At 42.6% G+C, this 16,999-nt stretch carries 17 protein-coding genes and 1 riboswitch; of the genes, 2 read left to right on the top strand and 15 right to left on the bottom strand.

What is annotated here, in order from left to right; all coding sequences use genetic code 11:
• Positions 1-80 precede the first annotated feature (80 nt).
• Together DWW33_RS09320 and DWW33_RS09315 are read right to left on the bottom strand one after the other, a co-directional pair.
• The gene (locus tag DWW33_RS09320) at positions 81-725 is read right to left on the bottom strand and encodes an ECF transporter S component (protein WP_022243542.1); all 645 of its coding nucleotides are present in this window, start codon (positions 723-725) and stop codon (positions 81-83) included.
• 119 nt (positions 726-844) lie between these two features.
• Positions 845-993, bottom strand: a riboswitch (FMN riboswitch).
• A gap of 76 nt (positions 994-1,069) precedes the next feature.
• Positions 1,070-3,211 (bottom strand): Tex family protein, encoded by a 2,142-nt coding sequence (locus DWW33_RS09315; protein WP_118639337.1) that lies wholly within the window; start codon positions 3,209-3,211, stop codon positions 1,070-1,072.
• A 142-nt stretch (positions 3,212-3,353) separates the two neighbouring features.
• On the opposite strand from DWW33_RS09315, the gene DWW33_RS09310 reads away from it, so the two are divergent.
• Entirely contained in the window at positions 3,354-3,776 is a 423-nt protein-coding gene (locus tag DWW33_RS09310; RefSeq protein ID WP_118639336.1) for a DUF4190 domain-containing protein, read from the top strand.
• Positions 3,777-3,841: 65 nt separating this feature from the next.
• On the opposite strand, the gene DWW33_RS09305 is transcribed toward DWW33_RS09310, so the two are convergent.
• A complete protein-coding gene (locus tag DWW33_RS09305; RefSeq protein WP_118639335.1) occupies positions 3,842-4,663 on the bottom strand; it encodes a DUF975 family protein in 822 nt (273 codons plus the stop codon).
• Between the two features lie 19 nt (positions 4,664-4,682).
• Entirely contained in the window at positions 4,683-5,153 is a 471-nt protein-coding gene (locus DWW33_RS09300; protein WP_242986237.1) for a hypothetical protein, read from the bottom strand.
• A gap of 154 nt (positions 5,154-5,307) precedes the next feature.
• On the opposite strand from DWW33_RS09300, the gene DWW33_RS09295 reads away from it, so the two are divergent.
• The gene (locus DWW33_RS09295; RefSeq protein WP_118639334.1) at positions 5,308-5,760 is read left to right on the top strand and encodes a DUF2752 domain-containing protein; all 453 of its coding nucleotides are present in this window, start codon (positions 5,308-5,310) and stop codon (positions 5,758-5,760) included.
• 206 nt (positions 5,761-5,966) lie between these two features.
• Here the strand turns inward: DWW33_RS09295 and glpK are convergent, their stop codons facing one another.
• From glpK to DWW33_RS09245, 11 genes are all read right to left on the bottom strand, one after another.
• On the bottom strand, positions 5,967-7,481 hold the full coding sequence (gene glpK / locus DWW33_RS09290) for a glycerol kinase GlpK (protein WP_022243548.1): 1,515 nt from the start codon (positions 7,479-7,481) through the stop codon (positions 5,967-5,969).
• 69 nt (positions 7,482-7,550) lie between these two features.
• Complete coding sequence (locus DWW33_RS09285; protein ID WP_117696733.1) at positions 7,551-8,750, bottom strand: homoserine dehydrogenase; 1,200 nt, start codon at positions 8,748-8,750, stop codon at positions 7,551-7,553.
• A 7-nt stretch (positions 8,751-8,757) separates the two neighbouring features.
• A complete protein-coding gene (locus tag DWW33_RS09280; protein ID WP_022243550.1) occupies positions 8,758-9,201 on the bottom strand; it encodes an ACT domain-containing protein in 444 nt (147 codons plus the stop codon).
• Between the two features lie 184 nt (positions 9,202-9,385).
• Positions 9,386-10,210 (bottom strand): TPM domain-containing protein, encoded by an 825-nt coding sequence (locus tag DWW33_RS09275; protein WP_118639333.1) that lies wholly within the window; start codon positions 10,208-10,210, stop codon positions 9,386-9,388.
• Positions 10,204-11,298, bottom strand: coding sequence for a TFIIB-type zinc ribbon-containing protein (locus tag DWW33_RS09270; RefSeq protein ID WP_117947716.1), 1,095 nt, complete (start codon positions 11,296-11,298; stop codon positions 10,204-10,206). Before DWW33_RS09270 ends, DWW33_RS09275 begins: the two co-directional genes overlap by 7 nt.
• Positions 11,299-11,316: 18 nt before the next feature.
• A complete protein-coding gene (locus tag DWW33_RS09265; protein WP_118639332.1) occupies positions 11,317-12,666 on the bottom strand; it encodes an SPFH domain-containing protein in 1,350 nt (449 codons plus the stop codon).
• A 36-nt stretch (positions 12,667-12,702) separates the two neighbouring features.
• A complete protein-coding gene (locus tag DWW33_RS09260) occupies positions 12,703-13,461 on the bottom strand; it encodes a TIM44-like domain-containing protein (RefSeq protein ID WP_117696722.1) in 759 nt (252 codons plus the stop codon).
• 1 nt (position 13,462) lies between these two features.
• A protein-coding gene (prfB, locus tag DWW33_RS09255; protein WP_416906631.1) for a peptide chain release factor 2 occupies positions 13,463-14,591 on the bottom strand; the annotation gives its coding sequence in 2 pieces (ribosomal slippage) (positions 13,463-14,527 and positions 14,529-14,591; 1,128 coding nt in all).
• Positions 14,592-14,834: 243 nt separating this feature from the next.
• Positions 14,835-15,536 (bottom strand): DNA alkylation repair protein, encoded by a 702-nt coding sequence (locus DWW33_RS09250; protein WP_118639331.1) that lies wholly within the window; start codon positions 15,534-15,536, stop codon positions 14,835-14,837.
• A complete protein-coding gene (locus tag DWW33_RS15675) occupies positions 15,529-15,693 on the bottom strand; it encodes a hypothetical protein (RefSeq protein ID WP_022243557.1) in 165 nt (54 codons plus the stop codon). The genes DWW33_RS09250 and DWW33_RS15675 overlap by 8 nt, the downstream gene beginning before the upstream one ends.
• Positions 15,693-16,991 carry a S41 family peptidase gene (locus DWW33_RS09245; protein ID WP_118639330.1) on the bottom strand — a complete coding sequence of 433 codons (1,299 nt, stop codon included), beginning with the start codon at positions 16,989-16,991 and terminating at the stop codon, positions 15,693-15,695. The genes DWW33_RS15675 and DWW33_RS09245 overlap by 1 nt, the downstream gene beginning before the upstream one ends.
• Positions 16,992-16,999 lie beyond the last annotated feature (8 nt).

Below are 16,999 nucleotides of genomic sequence, written 5' to 3'. Positions count from 1 at the left end.
CTTTTCTGATTGAAGTATAGCATTATTTTCGGGAATAGACAAACTCTTTATCAATTTTGTGTCGGGCAAAAAAGGGACGTCTAATTTTTACGGCTGTTGGTTCCTTTGATGATTGGTGAAATATGTTTATAAATCAAAAATGTAATTCCAACACTAATCATACCTTTTAAGAAGGTGAATGGCATATTAAATACTACAAGACACTCCAATAAATTATCCATATGTCCGCCTACTGCAGAAGCGATTGCATTGTAAGCACCAATAATGGCATCTTCCGGCATAAATGCTGTATAGAACGGATATACCAGGAAATAGTTTGATACCACACTGAATACTGCCATGAAAAGTGCTCCTGCTAAAGAACCGATTAATGCACCTTTGCGGTTCTTCTTAAATTTGTAAATCAGTCCTGCCGGAAGCACGAACGCTACTCCAAGAATGAAATTGGACAGTTCTCCAACACCACTTGTGGTTGTAATAGTCAGATGAATCAGATTTTTAATCAGGCAGATTACAATTCCGCTGACCGGTCCCATGGAAAATGCTCCAATCAATGCCGGAAGTTCTGAAATATCCAGTTTGATGAAGTTTGGCATAAACGGAACTGCAAAATCAAGGAACATCAGGATGAACGCAATGGCTGAAAGCATTGCTGTCATCGTCAGATATCTTGCATTTACACCTGTTTTTACGTTGCTGTTTGTTGTTACACTGTTTGTACTCATTTCTTTTACTCCTTTTTTCTTTACTTTTAGCTCTTGCAAGGGATGTCCGGAGTATTGGTGTACCATAAAAGCCCCGGATAAAACTATCCGGGGCACGCAAAATAATCACCTTAATGGTCACTTATCTTCTCCCATCCAGACTATACTGTCGGTTTTGGATTTTCACCAAATCAACTGCAATACTGCAGTTCACGGACTAATGTGTCATGCACAATCACCGTCGGTCGGGAATCTATGCTTCGCATATCACCCTGCCCCGAAGACTTCCTATTCAATTACTATGGGTTTATTGTAGAACTTCGCTTTTTCCTTGTCAATACCCAATTTTATCTGTTACCTTTTATTTACAGTTTCATAGTAAGCTGGATTCTCTGTTTCTTAAGGTCTACGCTCATTACTTTTACTTCTACAATATCTCCCACGCTGACCACTTCCAGCGGATGTTTGATATAGCGTTCGCTCATCTGGGAAATGTGTACCAGTCCATCCTGATGTACTCCGATGTCCACAAAGGCACCGAAGTCAATGACATTACGGACGGTCCCTTTTAATACCATTCCCGGGGTCAAATCCTTCATTTCCAGTACGTCACTCCGCAGAATCGGCTTTGGCATATCTTCCCTCGGATCTCTTGCCGGCTTTTCCAGTTCCTTTACAATATCCCGTAAAGTAAGTTCTCCTACTTCCAATTCTGCTGCCAGTTTCTTATAATCTGAAATCTTCTTTGAAATCCCGGTTAATCCGCCACCTGTTATCTCTTCTTCTGAATATCCTAATTTTTCCAAAAGCTTTCTGGTTGCTTCATAACTTTCCGGATGCACGCCGGTTGCATCCAACGGATTCTTTCCACCGGTAATACGAAGAAAACCGGCACACTGTTCATATGCCTTCGGTCCTAATTTTGCCACTTTCAAAAGCTGGCTTCTGGATGCAAATTTTCCATTTTCTTCCCGGTATGCCACGATATTTTTCGCAATCACTTTGCTGATACCGGAAATGTATTCCAGCAGGGATACGGATGCGGTGTTTAAATCTACACCAACTTTATTTACGCAGTCTTCTACCACGCCGCCTAAGGCTTCACTTAATTTTTTCTGGTTCATGTCATGCTGATACTGACCGACTCCGATGGATTTCGGATCAATTTTAACCAGCTCTGCCAGCGGATCCTGCAACCGTCTTGCCATGGAAGTGGCACTTCTTTGTCCCACATCAAAGTTTGGGAATTCCTCTGTTGCAAGTTTACTTGCAGAATATACGGAAGCACCTGCTTCATTTACAATAATATACTGTACTTTTACCGGAATCTCTTTTAATAAATCTACAATAATCTGCTCCGACTCACGGGATGCTGTTCCATTTCCAAGAGAAATCAGTGTAATATGATACTTGGAAATCAGTTTCTTTAATACTACTTTTGCTTCCTCTACCTTATTCTGTGGTGCTGTCGGGTAAATGACTGTCGTATCCAATACTTTTCCGGTCGGATCTACCACTGCAAGCTTACATCCGGTACGGAATGCCGGATCCCAGCCAAGCACAACCTGTCCTGCAATTGGCGGCTGCATCAGAAGCTGCTCTAAGTTTTTTCCGAAAACTTTGATTGCTCCGTCTTCTGCCTTTTCCGTAAGGTCACTTCGAATCTCACGCTCGATTGCCGGTGCAATCAGACGCTTATAGCTGTCTTCGATTACTTCTTCCAAAACAGGTCTGGTTATGGCATTATCTTTGGTTATTACCTTTTTCTGTAAATACGGAATAATCTGTTCTTCCGGCACTTCTACTTTTACTGTCAGTATTTTCTCTGCCTCTCCACGGTTCAATGCCAGCGTACGATGTCCTGCCATTTTTGTAATCGGCTCATCAAAATCATAATACATTTCATAAACAGATTCTGTTTCCGGATCTTTGGCAGCAGATACAATCCGACCATGTTTTACGGTAAGGTCACGGATGTGGATACGATAATCTGCTTCATCGGAAATATGCTCTGCAATAATATCCTTAGCACCTTCTAAGGCTTCCTCTGCAGTATGAACTTCTTTTTCTTCGTTGATATATTTTGCTGCTTCTTCTAAGATTGGAGTCTTAAGCATCTGAAGACTGATTACATTTGCCAGCGGCTCTAAGCCCTTCTCTTTGGCGATGGTTGCTCTGGTTCTGCGCTTCGGTCGGTATGGACGGTACAAATCATCTACGACTACCAGTGTCTGTGCTTCTTCTATCTGTTTCCGCAGTTCGTCCGTCAGCTTGCCCTGTTCTTCAATGCTGGCAATGACCTGTTCTTTCTTCTCTTCTAAGTTTCTAAGATAAGTCAGCCGGTCAAATAAGTTACGTAATATTTCATCATTTAATGCGCCGGTTGCTTCTTTTCGATACCGGGCAATAAAAGGAATGGTATTTCCTTCATCAATTAACTGAATTGCTGCCTGTGCCTGATTTTTTCTGATTCCAAGTTCTTCGGCAATTTTTGCTGTTATGTCCATCTTGTATTTCCTTTCCTGTTGATGCGTTTGCGCTCATTATAGCACATCAGGCATTTCTACAAAAGGGAAGATTTTGGGTTTTATTGTTTTTTCCGGCAGAAAATGGTATACTGGATTTATTCACGATTTGAGGAGGTTTTTTATGGATTTTCAACAGCAGCCAAACGGCTATCAACCAAATCCCAATTATTCATATAATATGAACCAGGCACCACAACGTAATTACATGGACAAACGTTCCACCGGACTTGCCACCGCATCCATTGCTCTTGGCATTGTCTCCATTGTAACTTTCTGCTGCCTGTATGCAGCACTGCCTTGTGGGGCACTTGCCATTATTTTAGGACTTCTTTCCCGTGGCGGCGAGATGACTTTTTCCACCACCGGCAAAATCGGTATCGTCCTTGGAATTATCGGTCTTGCACTTACTATTGCACTTTATACTTTCGTCATTGTCATGATGTTTACCAACGCCGATTTCATCAACCAGATGTCCAACGGAAATACCGCTGATTATAACGAACTGATGCGGCAGTTTAATGAAATGAATCAGATGTACCAGTAAATATATGCAAAAGAAAAATGCCAGGAAACCAATTCTGATTTCCCGGCATTTTTCTTTTCTTATTTTTATACCGAAGCACTCCACGTACTGTACTGCGGATTCTGCTGTTTTGTTCCGTATGGGTCTGTCTGGTTTTCTGTCCGGTCTAATTCTCCTGTAATGTCACGATAGAATGTCACCTGTGTCTGCGTATAGTATGGTCCAATCCACAGGAAGCCAATTCCAAATGAAAGGAGGCCAAGGAAAGACCAGCCAAGGAAGCTTAACATGATATAGAAGTATCTTCCCTTGTTGCCCTGCATCAGTGCTTTACTTTCCCTCATTGCCTGCCGGATTCCCTTGGTATTATCCTCAAGCAATATCAAAAACAGCATGGAATATTTTAAGGAAAGAATAAATGCGATCACTTCTCCTCCAATTCCAAGTACACACATAGCTACTACATAGCCAACAAAAATCCCCTCTGTGATTTTCATGCTGCCGGAAATGGCAGTTACATACATTCCAACAGAGACTGCGATTGCCGGAAGCATCGGAATTAATACCACAACCATAAATAAAAGGTATGCCAGAATGTATTTATCCGGATGATGATTGAATCCATAGAACATATCGGTAAACTTATATGGCTGCTTTCTTCCCATTCGCAGGGCAATCTGGAGAATTCCTATATTTAAAACAACCCCCAGCAATGCCAGTACAAATGCTGCCACATAATAAATTGCCCACTCCATTTTTCCGGAATACGGTGTCAAATTCCAGGAAAAGAACATGGTCGGCAAAGTTACGATTAACTGTGATACTACTATGGCTCCCATTGGCAATCCATAATGTCCGGTAAGATTTTCTCTTGCAATACGTTTTATTTCTGCTGATTTTCTTTTCATCTATCTCAAGCTCCTGTTTTTATTTTCTTGTGTCGATTCTGGCTCCGGTCAGATCTGCCGCATCCTGGCTCTTCCGTTCCTGCTGATAAGGATTTGTTTCATTCGGATACTTAATGGTGGTATTGGTCTCTCCGCCTGCCACATATACTCTTCCGCACTCCGGGCATACGCCGGTACGAAGTGTTACGCTTGCAGATACCACCTGACCATTTCCTTCTGCTGCTTTGGCATAAGCATTGGAAACATGTTCTGCCTCATGGGCTGCCACACGGATTCCCGCCGCCTCCGGAGAGATGTGGGAAGCTGATTTAAAAGAAACATTCTCGTTGGAACCATCCTGATATTTCCGGTTCTTACAGGTCTGGCATTCGCCTTTGCTGCCCTCTGCCACCCCGGTACTCTTCGCATCTGCGTCAGTTCCGACCCCATATGTATGATTGTACCCGGTATCATATCCTATATCTTTCGGATTCCATCCATCAATCTGCATAAACCACTCCTCCTTCCAAAGTCTGAAAAAAGTGCCTCTTTTTATTATACACATATCTTGGGTGAAACACAATAACTTTGACTTTCCCTTATGACAATTGTATACTACCAACAGATTCTATATTTTGTTTGAATACTGATTTGCGAGGGTTTATATGGAAAAGAAAAAAACGTCCACTGCTATGGACAACGGATTATATATCACCTGCTGGTGCATCATAGGCACACTTCTTCTGCTGGTGCTTTTTATAAAAGCAACAAATATCCAGCTTTCAAAATATCTTTTCCCCTGTGTGCTTCACAGCCTGACCGGACTTTACTGTCCTGGCTGCGGTGGCACCAGAGCCGTAGCTTTTTTACTGCATGGGGATTTCCTGCACTCACTGGTTTATCATCCCTTTGTGCCATATGCCTTTGTGCTCTGCACCTGGTTTATGATTTCCCAGACCATTGAACGGCTCTCTAAGGGAAGGCTTCGTATTGGCATGCATTTCCGGGAAGTATTTCTTTGGATTGCACTGGCTATTATTATTATAAATTTCATTGTGAAAAATGCGGCTCTTCTATTCTTTCAGATTGATTTTATGCCGCTGACGCATATATCATAAGGTATTATATATCAAAACCTATAAGGAGCTGCCACCGGCAGCTTTTTCGAACGCTTAACGAGAAAAAAGAATGTGCCTTGGCAAATTCTCACGCCTGCGGCGGTCGCTTGCGACATCTACCTTATACGCCGCAGTGCGCATCCTCGCGGAGCGTTTTTTACTTTACAGGAAAGCAATTTCCTGTAAAGTGAAGAAGAGAAAGTGGCTTACGCCTCTTCCTCTTCTTCTGTATCTTTTGCCCATCCAAAGGCATATTTTACTGCCTTCTTCCAGCCTTTTAATTTTTTCTGTCTCTCTTCCTCTTCCATCTGTGGATGGAATACCCTCTCTATCTGCTGGTTCTTTATCACATCTTCTTTGGTCTTCCAGTAGTCTACTGCAAGTCCTGCCAGATATGCTGCACCCTTTGCTGTTGTCTCTACACATGCCGGACGATTGACCGGTGCCTGTATCATGTCTGACTGGAACTGCATCAGGAAATTATTAGCACTGGCTCCTCCATCTACATTTAAGGAACGGATTTCGATTCCAGCATCCGCTTCCATGGCAGAGATAACTCCTTCCACCTGATAAGCAATAGATTCCAGAGTTGCCCGGATGATATGATTCTTATTGGTTCCTCTGGTAATTCCTACAATTGTTCCTCTTGCATACTGATCCCAGTACGGAGCACCCAGTCCGGTAAATGCCGGAACCACATAACAGCCATGTGTTCCTTTTACTTTGGTCGCCATATACTCTGAATCCGATGCGGAGTCAATGAGACGCATACCATCACGCAGCCACTGAATTGCCGCACCTGCCACAAAGATAGAGCCTTCCAGTGCATAATTTACTTTGCCATCCAGCCCCCAGGCAATGGTGGTGACCAGTCCGTTTTCTGAAAATACCGGACGTTCTCCTGTATTCATCAAAAGGAAACAGCCTGTACCATATGTATTCTTCGCTTCTCCTTCGGAAAAGCAGGTCTGTCCGAACAAAGCTGCCTGCTGGTCTCCTGCTGCACCGGCAATCGGTATCGCACTTCCAAAATATGCCGGGTCTGTATAACCATATACACAGCTTGACGGCATCGGCTTTGGCAGCATGCTCTCCGGAATATCAAGCTCTGCCAGAATATCTTTATCCCAGGTTAATGTGTTTATATTAAAAAGCATGGTTCTTGATGCATTGGAATAATCGGTTACATGTGCTTCCCCTTTCGTCAGTTTCCAGATCAGCCAGGTCTCTACCGTTCCAAAGAGCAGCTTTCCTTCTTCCGCTAATTTTCTTGCACCCTTCACATTATCTAAAATCCACTTGATTTTCGTTGCCGAAAAATAGGCATCAATAATCAATCCTGTTTTCTTACGATAGGAATCTTCCAACCCCTTTTTCTTTAACGCATCTGCAATATCAGCGGTCCGGCGGCACTGCCAGACTATCGCATTATAAACTGGCTCTCCGGTCTCTTTGTTCCATACAATTGCCGTCTCTCTCTGGTTGGTGATTCCAATGGCTGCAATATCTGCTGCCGTAGCACCAATCTTAGACATTGCCTCTACTGCTACCCCAAGCTGCGTCGACCATATCTCATTGGCATCATGTTCTACCCATCCTGGATTCGGAAACATCTGACGGAATTCTTTTTGTGCCATACTGCAGATTTCACCGGCTTCATTAAAGAGAATACACCGGTTGCTGGTGGTTCCGGCGTCTAACGCCATAATAAATTTTGACATAAAAATACCCTCCTGAAATTATATTTATACCCTTAGTACAATTATAATTTCCAGAAGGGTTTTTCGCAACTATTTTACACGAATCATCTGAAGAATATCAGCAAGTTTTGCTGCTTTCTCTTCATATGCTGCTTCTGTCATTTCTTCTGTTACAAATCCAAGTTCTCCGTTTACGCCTTCTGCTGCAACGAACTCAACTGCTCCGAATGCATTCTTTACTGCTGCTTCGTCTGCTTTGGTACGGACAAAGAAACGGTTGGTTACCATCTTATAATCTGCAAGCTCTAATTTCTCCGGTCTCCATTCCATTGGAAGGTTGGTGTCTTTGAATTTTGCAATTTCAACCATATCAGCCACAACAGCACTGGCGGTTGGAAGTTTTCCTGCTCCACTTCCGTAAAACATTGCATCTCCTAATACATTACCATGTACAAAAATTGCATTAAATACATCATTCACCGGATACAGTGGATGCTCCTGTGGAAGCATACATGGAGATACCATTGCACAATAGCTTTCTCCTACTTTACGGCTGGTTGCCAGTAATTTAATGGCTTTACCCATTGCTTTTGCATATTTGATATCTGTTGCACTGATTTTGGTAATTCCTTCCGTATGAATGTCATTGAAGTCTACCTGTTGTCCGCATACTAAAGAAGTTAAGATTGCAATCTTACGGCATGCATCAAAGCCTTCTACATCGGCAGTCGGATCTTTCTCTGCATATCCTTTATCCTGTGCATCCTTTAATACATCTGCAAATTCAGAACCCTCTACACTCATCTTGGTAAGCATATAGTTGGTCGTTCCATTTAAGATACCGGTAATCTCTTCGATTACATCTGCAGTCAGGCAGGAATTTAACGGGCGGATAATCGGGATACCGCCTCCTACGCTGGCTTCAAACAGGAAATTCACATTTTTCTCTTTGGCAAGTGCAATCAGTTCTGCACCTTTCTCTGCTACTAATGCCTTATTTGAAGTTGTTACATGCTTTCCTGCCTCTAACATGGCACGGACAAAAGTATATGCCGGTTCTACACCGCCCATTGTCTCAACTACCATGCCAATTTCAGGGTCTTCTGCAATTACTTTATAATCATGCACGATTTTATCCTGAATCGGGTCTCCCGGAAAATCCCGTAAATCCAAAACATATTTTACTTCGATTGCTTCGCCTGCACGTTTTGCAATGCTGTCATGATTAATGTTTAATACTTCTACTACTCCGGAACCAATTGTTCCATATCCCATTACTGCTGCTTTCATTGTTGTTTCACTCCCTGGCTAATATTTTCAGATAATGTATTCCATCCTGTCCTTCAATCTTATCTACCATCTGTGACAAATCTCCTGTCTCCGGCAGAATATCAATACTCAGTGTCAGGGATGCAATCCCGTTTACCGGTATAGACTGGTGGATAGTTAATATGTTGGCATGAAACTCTGCCACAATATTCAAAACGGTTGATAATAATCCCGGCGTATCATCCAGCTGGATTACCATCGTAATTGTTCTCCCCTTCGCATTGTCGTGAAATGGAAAAATATCATCTTTATACTTATAAAATGAACTCCGGCTGATATCTACCTGCTCGGCTGCTTCCTGTACAGATGTTACGCGTCCGGATTCTAAAAGACGTTTCGCTTCCACTACTTTCAGCAATACCTCCGGTACAGCCTTCTCTTTCAACACAAAATACTTCGTATTCTCTGCCATATTCCCCTCCGACTGTTTGTGGTACAAATACAACTGTTCTCACCAGAAAGATGATAGCACATATACACAGCCATTACAAGTAAATTTCTCTTTTTTATACAAAAGTACCCATATGGAACCTTTTTCGGATTCCATATGGGTAAATTGACGAATTTTTATATTTGCTTTCCTTATCCGAAAGCTCTTAGAATTTACGGCTTCCGCCTCCGGTACTTCGTCCTCCTGCTCCGGTATGTACTGTTGTTCTGCCGGAACTGCTTCCGCCTCCACCAGAAGATTCCCTCTGGATATGACGATGGGTTACTACCTGATTTACAAAGCGGTCAGTACGGTTTGTAAGATTTACATGGCTGTTCTTGTGGTAATCATATTTGTACTTATCAAAATGCAGGCGGTATTTTCCAATGGTAATTCCACAGAATGCGCCACCGATACCCAATGCCACCAGTAAGGTAATCAGAATTTCAAACCAGGTCAGCGTATTTTTCTCGTAGTAATCATATTCCCCGGTTTCTTCATCGTAATTATACTGACCGGTTGGCACGCCCTGTCCGTAATAATATTCTGCCTCATCAATCATTGCCTCCATGGCATCTGCATACTCTGCATCTCCCATATAATTGAAGCCTTCATCCAGAATACTTTCTACTCTTTCATCCGTATAATAACGGTTTGCTTCTCCAAAATGAACCACTGCGATTTCACGGTTATCCATGTCAATGACAAAAGCAACACCGTCCATGCCGGTGGCATACTGGTCAAAGGTATTCTCTCCATACTCCCGGGAAGTATACCCATGCGCATCCTCTGTAGTAAATGCATAGATTTCCCAGCCAGTCTCACTGGAAAAACCGCTGATTTTTTCACTGATGGAATCTGCTTCACTCTGGTCAAAAAGCTCTGCGTCATCATAGACGAAGTCTGCCTTTGGCTCTGATGCCATAACAGGAACAGCAAATAACATACTGCATAAAAGCAGTAATGGTACGATTATCTTTTTCTTTACCATATCAGCAGCCCTCCTAACAATCCAAGTACCAGCACTGCTGCTGATATGATTCCACTAACCAGGGTCAGTTTCTTATAATCTACCGGAAGTTCTCCACATACTTTTCCAGTCTGACCATTCATGGAATAGTAATACATCTTGCCATTATTGGCGCGATAGGTGATGGTCCAGATTGGAAGAAGCACATAATTCCAGTTCTCACTGCCATTAGAAAATCCGCAGTTATGTACCTTCACACCGTCATAGCCGGATACACTTTCCCGCAAGAGCCTGGTTGCATAATCCTTTGTCTCTCGTCTAGCTTCCTCTGCTACGCCTTCTTTTTCAATATCACGCTTCTCTGCCTGGAAGCCGGAAAGATACCCCATGGAGAAATCCTTCATCTTGTCAAACTGATATGGCAGTACACCCTCTACCAGCTCTTTGTTGGCTTTCTGTAATGCATTCAGTTCCAGATTGGAAAGAGATACATCTCCGCCACGTTCTACTTCATAGAATTTAGTCTCGGTATATTCTTCATCTCCGGAACGCCATACCCGGACACGGGTTGCCTCTGCCGAAAGATTACCGTTCATCCTGGTATCATAAATCCAGAACGGAAAGTATACACCGGATAATTTATCAATTTGTTTCTTATTGAAAAATGCCTTTGGAACAAACTTTTTCCTGCCTACATATTCCATAAAACGTTTTTCTGCTTCCTTACGGTCAATTGCAAACGGAATGACCTTATTCGGCATATAGTTTCCAGATAATCTTCCGGAAAGCACTACCGGATTGTGGCAATAATAGCAGAAGGTTGCCGCCGTGGTTGCATCTGTTACAATCTGCGCACCACAGCTTGGGCAGGTATAAATGACTGCTTCTTCCTCTGTTTTCTTCTCTTCCTGTGTTCCGTCTGTATTCTCAGAAGCCTGGCTTCCATCCATGCTGCCGGCAGGTTTTTCCTGTTCCTCCGCCGGCTTCATGGCATCCAGTTCTTCCTGTGTAAATTTTGAGCCACAATATTCGCATTTATATGCGCCGGAAGCAGGGTCAAAAATCAGTTCGCCATCACAATTCGGGCACTTAAAACTAATTACTGACATGCAGTGCTCCTTCCTCCATTATGGTCTCTGTTTTCCACAATTGCTGCAGAATTTTCCGGTATTTACTGTTCCACATTCGCAGGTCCAGTCTGCTGCCGGAGCCGGTTTTCCGCAGTTAGTACAGAATTTTCCAGTATTTACTGCTCCACACTCACAGGTCCAGTCTGACTTTACTGCCGGTGCAGGAGCCGGTTTTCCACAGTTACAGCAGAATTTTCCGGTATTTGTTGTTCCGCATTCACAGGTCCACTCATTGCCTGCCGGTGCTGCTGCCTGCTGTGCCGGAGCTGCCTGTTGAGCCGGTGCTGCCTGCTGCACGCCTGCTACTCCGCCTGCTACTCCGCCTGCCATCTGTGCTCCATTATTCATCTGCTGGTTCTGCTGCATGCCTGCTGTCATCTGATTTAAGCTGTCCATGCTGCTGTTGAATGCATTCATTCCCATTCCAACACCCATAAATCCGGTCATTGCACCTGCTGCATTAGAACCTGCATCACGGATACCTTCCGTAATATTTCCAACAGCAATACCACGCATTACATTCGGGTCACTACCCATCATTGCACCTTTGTTGCGCAGATTGATAAGGTTAGTGGATTCCTCGTCGTAAGAGATGCTTGCAATACCTACTGCCTGAATCTCCATACCACGCATCTGGTTCCATTCCTCATCAAGAGTTTCTGACATGTATTTACTCAGCTCGCGTCCCTTGGATGATACATAGGAAATGCGGACACCATCTGCAGATAACTGATTGATGGATGTCTGTAATGCTTCTAAGAATTCAGAGATATACTGTTCATTGATATCTGTGATTTCTACCCTGTCTTTGTTTCTTGGAATTGCTTCTGCATAGAAACGAATCGGGTCTACAATCTTAATGGAATAAGTTCCGTGTGCACGCAGGAACAATTCTGCATTGTAGAAATTATCAAAATAGTTAATCGGATTTCTTGTTCCGAATTTGATTCCCTTGATTTCCTGAAGATTTATAAAGAATACCTTCTGTTTATCCGGTGTCTGACCACCAAATTTGATACGTGCGAAGGAATCTTTTAAAGTATCCTTTAACTGTCCGTTAAACAGGGATGGCAAAGAAGAATTATCTACTTTGTAATATCCCGGTTCTGCAGTATAGTCTACGATTTTTCCACCATCTACTAACATCATAAACTGATTATCATATACATGGATGATGGAACCATTAGATACGGTATCATCCGTTCCCTTTGTATTCTGTCCACGGCGAATCAACACACCTCTGGTAAAGACGGTCTGATCTCCCATATCATCCGGCTCGATTACCTCTAACCACTGATCTGCAAAACTTCCTCCAACTGCCTGTGCTACTGCTTTAATTAAACCCATAACAAACCTCCTGTTTTCTTATGTTATATATTTTCATTACACCTTTTGGTATGTAACTTCGTAAAAATGCTGCAGAGACCAAACCTGCATATTGATTGGTATTACTTCACTGCCACAGAACTCACAGTATTTCGCTCCAAGGGATGTAACCGGAGCACCGCAGTGCGGGCAGGTAAGTCCTACCCCTTTATCAGCACTGACTTTGCTCTCATCCTGGATATACATCAGTTCCATGTTGTACTTGGTCTGTTCTAACAAATCTTTTTTACCGGAAATCAGTTTTCCGTCTTTTTCTTTATAGTGAATATGCTCCACTGCACTCTGTAGTGTAATAATGCATTTACCCTTTTGTTTTTCATATCTGGCAATCTCAGTCTGATGAACACGGATACGTTCATATACCTCATTTACACCTGCTGTCTGATTCTGTTCAATTCTTGCTGCCACTTCTTCTTTAAGTGCTTCCGACAGGCTCTCTGCCCTTCCTATACTATGTGCGGAAATTGCCATCAATGACAATTTCAATGCATCTTCTGCCTTATTTTTAAACTGCACCCAGTTAAATTCCGGGAAATCCCGCTGTATCTGTGGTTCTAATAATCTTGTCATTCCGGATACGGAACATGGTGTCACAGACAGTTCCTCTTCCTGTTTCTTCCAGCCTTCCACTAAAGAATCTGTTCCAAAGAGATCCTGTGAGAATTTCCTTACTTTATTTTTCACATAGAAAACAACGCCTGCTATCACTCCCACAATGACAAGAATAATGACCAGTGGTATGATTACTTTTTCCATCTTACTCTCCCATCTTCTCCGGACAACCCAGTGACAGCCACTTTAAATATCCATTGATGAAAATATCAATATCTCCATCTAATACTGCATCTGTATTTCCCGTCTCTACGCCGGTTCTGGTATCCTTTACCATAGTATACGGCTGCAATACGTAGGAGCGTATCTGATTTCCCCAGCCAATTTCTGTGACTTCACCACGGATATCTGCTGCTTTATCTGCATTTTCCTGCTGTTTCAATAAATACAGCTTGGATTTTAACATCTGCATTGCCTTGTCTTTATTCATGTGCTGGGAACGCTCATTCTGGCAGGTTACTACAATTCCCGTCGGAAAATGGGTAATCCGGATTGCTGAAGATGTCTTATTGATATGCTGTCCACCGGCTCCGCTGGAACGGTAGGTATCAATCCTTATATCTTCATCCTTTACTTCAATATCAATGTCTTCTTCAATATCCGGCATCACATCACATGATACAAAGGAGGTCTGACGCTTTCCTGCCGCATTAAACGGTGAAATCCGCACCAGACGGTGTACGCCTTTTTCTGATTTCAGATAACCGTAAGCATTTTCTCCGTTTACCTGAAAGGTAATGGATTTGATTCCTGCTTCATCTCCATCTAAGGAATCCAGTACTTCAATGGCAAATCCTTTATCGGATGCCCATCTTGTATACATACGGTATAGCATGGATGCCCAGTCACAGGATTCTGTTCCGCCTGCTCCTGCATGTAAGGATACAATTGCATTGTCTTTATCATATTCTCCGGATAACAGGGTTTTAATCCGAATCTTTTCAAACGCTTCTTCGTATTCCTTTATCTCTTCTTCGATTTCCGGAATCAGGGAAACATCATTCTCTTCATCTCCCATCGCAATCAGTGTTTCAATGTCGGAAAGTTTCTCTTCCAGCTGTGCACAGACTGCCACGTCATCCTTATAGCTTTTTAACTCCTTCATCTTCTGCTGGGACACTTCTGCATCATTCCAGAAATCTGGTGCTTCCATCTCCCGTTCCAATTCTTCGATTTTTTTTGACTTATCTGCTAAGTCAAAGTGAATCCCTCACTTCCTGTAGTGGAGCCTTATAGGTTCCTAATTTGTATCGGTATGCGTCCAATTCAACCACAGTATCACCAACTTTCTTATATTCTTATGATTTTCTGTATAACAAAGAATGTGCCTTGGCACATTCTCGCGCCTGCGCGGTCGCTTGCGACATCTACCTTATACGCCGCAGTGCGCATCCCCGCGGAGCGTTTTTTCTTTGCAGGAAAGCAATTTCCTGTAAAGTAAGAAAAACCACTATAAACATTATAGTGGTTTCCCGGCTTCGAATCAATTATATTTTCCTTAATATTGGTTGAAAAGTCTATTTTTCTGCTTTCCGTTTCATTTTTAAGAGCATTTCCTTATCCTCTTTGGTCACGCGATAGGATTCCCTGATTTTCTGTATCGTCTTATTGTAAGTCCAGTCATCCAGATGATTTGTCCTGAGATAGGAAAGTGTTTTATCCCGGAACTTCACAAAACACACGGACAAATTCCAGGCTACTGCCATTTTCACATAATAGGCATCCTGATGAATCTTATCCATCTCTTCTAAGACAAGGTCAATATAGTCTTCCATAATAAAATGATCTAATAACATCACAACGCCAAACCGGATGAAAAATTCTTCGTCACTGCGAAGATAAGGCAGTAAATATTCTAAAACTGCCTCCGGCTCTTTTCTGGCAATTTTTAAACTTACACAGGTGCTGTCACATACCGACCAGTTCTTAATCTTTGGAAGAAAGGCATCAAGATACGGACGGATTCCTGTGAAATCACTTTTCACATAGCCTAAGGTCATGCCCTGTAACATGGTCTCTTCCATGGAATCATCCGAGGCCTGTGAAAGGTAAGTCTGCCAGTCTCCTTTTGCTAATTCTTTTGCATAAGAACGAAGTAAGGGCAACCTTACTCCAAGCACATGTTTTTCCCCCGGAATTAATCCGGCGGAAAAGGTGCCAAAATCCGGTTCTGCCCATTCCATTAACTGCTGGCGAATCTTTTCATTTAATTCACTCATGATTTATCTCTGTTGTAATTTCTGTATTCTGTGCATTGTCATGCTCTTCCGCATCCTGATACATCCCCTTAAGTACGAGAATGGTAACTACCAAAAGAATTACTGCCACCACATAGCGAATGATAAGTTTTTTCTTCTCTTCGTTATTCATCTTCATTATTCTTCTCCGTTCAATACTTCAATGGCTTTTAATATCTGATTATCCTGCATCTCATCATAAGTACCCTCGGTATCTCCGGTGTACTCATATTCAATTTCAACATCCGGTGTAATTCCGGTTCCATGGATGTTATCACCGTTTGGTGTATAATATTTTGCTACCGTAAGCTTAATGGCACTGCCGTCCTTTAACTGCATGATATTCTGCACAATGCCTTTTCCAAAGGTTGTGGTTCCAATCAGTGTTCCATAATCAAAATCCCGGATGGCTCCTGCAAATATCTCGGATGCACTGGCGGAATTGCCATTGACTAATACTGCAATCGGCATATCAAGATAATGCTCTGCATCAGAAGTATAATCCTGACGGTTGCCATATTTATCTTCCGTATAAACAACAGTTCCTTCCGGAAGAATCATATCCAACATCTGCTGACAGGATACTACCATTCCGCCGCCATTATCACGTAAATCAATAACCAGCTTCTCCATACCCTGACCCTGTAAATCTGTAATTGCATCCGAAAACTGGGTTGGTGTATTCTCTGCAAATTCAGATACCTGTATATATCCGATATTGTTTTCTAACATTTTATAAGCTACTGTTGGAATATCTACTTTGGCACGGGACACATCAAATTCCAGATTTTCTGATTCCCCTTCTCTTTCAATTACCAGATGAACGGTGGTTCCCTCTTCGCCACGGATGTTGGTTACCAGTTCCGACAATTCCATAGAGGTGGCTTCAATATCATCTACCTTGACTATCTTATCGCCTTCTTTTAATCCTGCTTCCTGTGCCGGAGAATTATCATAAATATGGGTAACGGATACTTCCATGGTATTCTTATCCTGGGTAAGTCCTGCTCCGATTCCATAATAATTTGCATGGGTGGATATCATGATATCTTCATATTCTTCCGGGGTATAATACTCACTGTACGGGTCTCCGATCCCCTCAAACAAGCCTTTATACATTCCGTTAATCAAGTCTTCCTGATCCACATCTTCATAATAATCTGCATTAATCTGGTCTGCCAGATTATCAAGCTTATTGATGACATCCTTTGAAAGCAGATCACCATCTGATGCTGTTACCGTCTGGCTGCCTCCTGTTCCACCTTTTCCACCAATTACCACAGCACCACTGTAAATACCAATCAATAATACAATCAGCAATACCGCCATGACCGAAGCAGCACCGGTAATCGCACCACGCCAGTAAGTTCTTTTCTTTTCCTTTATTTCCTGCCTGATTGCTTCTGCTGAATTTGTCTCTTCCCTTATTTCGTCCATCTTTCTTC

The sequence above is a fragment of the Roseburia sp. AF15-21 genome (assembly GCF_003479505.1).
GTDB classification, from domain to species: domain Bacteria; phylum Bacillota; class Clostridia; order Lachnospirales; family Lachnospiraceae; genus Roseburia_C; species Roseburia_C amylophila.
The sequence above is the reverse complement of the archived record's forward strand: the minus strand, read 5'-3'. Positions and strand labels throughout refer to the sequence as shown.

Excerpts from the sequence above, each read along its gene's own strand:
- DWW33_RS09310 (WP_118639336.1), top strand. The coding sequence starts at position 3,354 with ATGGATTTTCAACAGCAGCCAAACGGCTATCAACCAAATCCCAATTAT.
- DWW33_RS09300 (WP_242986237.1), bottom strand. The coding sequence starts at position 5,153 with ATGCAGATTGATGGATGGAATCCGAAAGATATAGGATATGATACCGGG.
- DWW33_RS09260 (WP_117696722.1), bottom strand. The coding sequence starts at position 13,461 with ATGGAAAAAGTAATCATACCACTGGTCATTATTCTTGTCATTGTGGGA.
- DWW33_RS09250 (WP_118639331.1), bottom strand. The coding sequence starts at position 15,536 with ATGAGTGAATTAAATGAAAAGATTCGCCAGCAGTTAATGGAATGGGCA.
- DWW33_RS09305 (WP_118639335.1), bottom strand. The coding sequence starts at position 4,663 with ATGAAAAGAAAATCAGCAGAAATAAAACGTATTGCAAGAGAAAATCTT.
- DWW33_RS09245 (WP_118639330.1), bottom strand. The coding sequence starts at position 16,991 with ATGGACGAAATAAGGGAAGAGACAAATTCAGCAGAAGCAATCAGGCAG.
- DWW33_RS09315 (WP_118639337.1), bottom strand. The coding sequence starts at position 3,211 with ATGGACATAACAGCAAAAATTGCCGAAGAACTTGGAATCAGAAAAAAT.
- DWW33_RS09275 (WP_118639333.1), bottom strand. The coding sequence starts at position 10,210 with ATGGTAAAGAAAAAGATAATCGTACCATTACTGCTTTTATGCAGTATG.
- DWW33_RS09295 (WP_118639334.1), top strand. The coding sequence starts at position 5,308 with ATGGAAAAGAAAAAAACGTCCACTGCTATGGACAACGGATTATATATC.
- DWW33_RS15675 (WP_022243557.1), bottom strand. The coding sequence starts at position 15,693 with ATGAAGATGAATAACGAAGAGAAGAAAAAACTTATCATTCGCTATGTG.
- DWW33_RS09285 (WP_117696733.1), bottom strand. The coding sequence starts at position 8,750 with ATGAAAGCAGCAGTAATGGGATATGGAACAATTGGTTCCGGAGTAGTA.
- DWW33_RS09270 (WP_117947716.1), bottom strand. The coding sequence starts at position 11,298 with ATGTCAGTAATTAGTTTTAAGTGCCCGAATTGTGATGGCGAACTGATT.
- DWW33_RS09265 (WP_118639332.1), bottom strand. The coding sequence starts at position 12,666 with ATGGGTTTAATTAAAGCAGTAGCACAGGCAGTTGGAGGAAGTTTTGCA.
- glpK (WP_022243548.1), bottom strand. The coding sequence starts at position 7,481 with ATGTCAAAATTTATTATGGCGTTAGACGCCGGAACCACCAGCAACCGG.
- DWW33_RS09320 (WP_022243542.1), bottom strand. The coding sequence starts at position 725 with ATGAGTACAAACAGTGTAACAACAAACAGCAACGTAAAAACAGGTGTA.
- DWW33_RS09280 (WP_022243550.1), bottom strand. The coding sequence starts at position 9,201 with ATGGCAGAGAATACGAAGTATTTTGTGTTGAAAGAGAAGGCTGTACCG.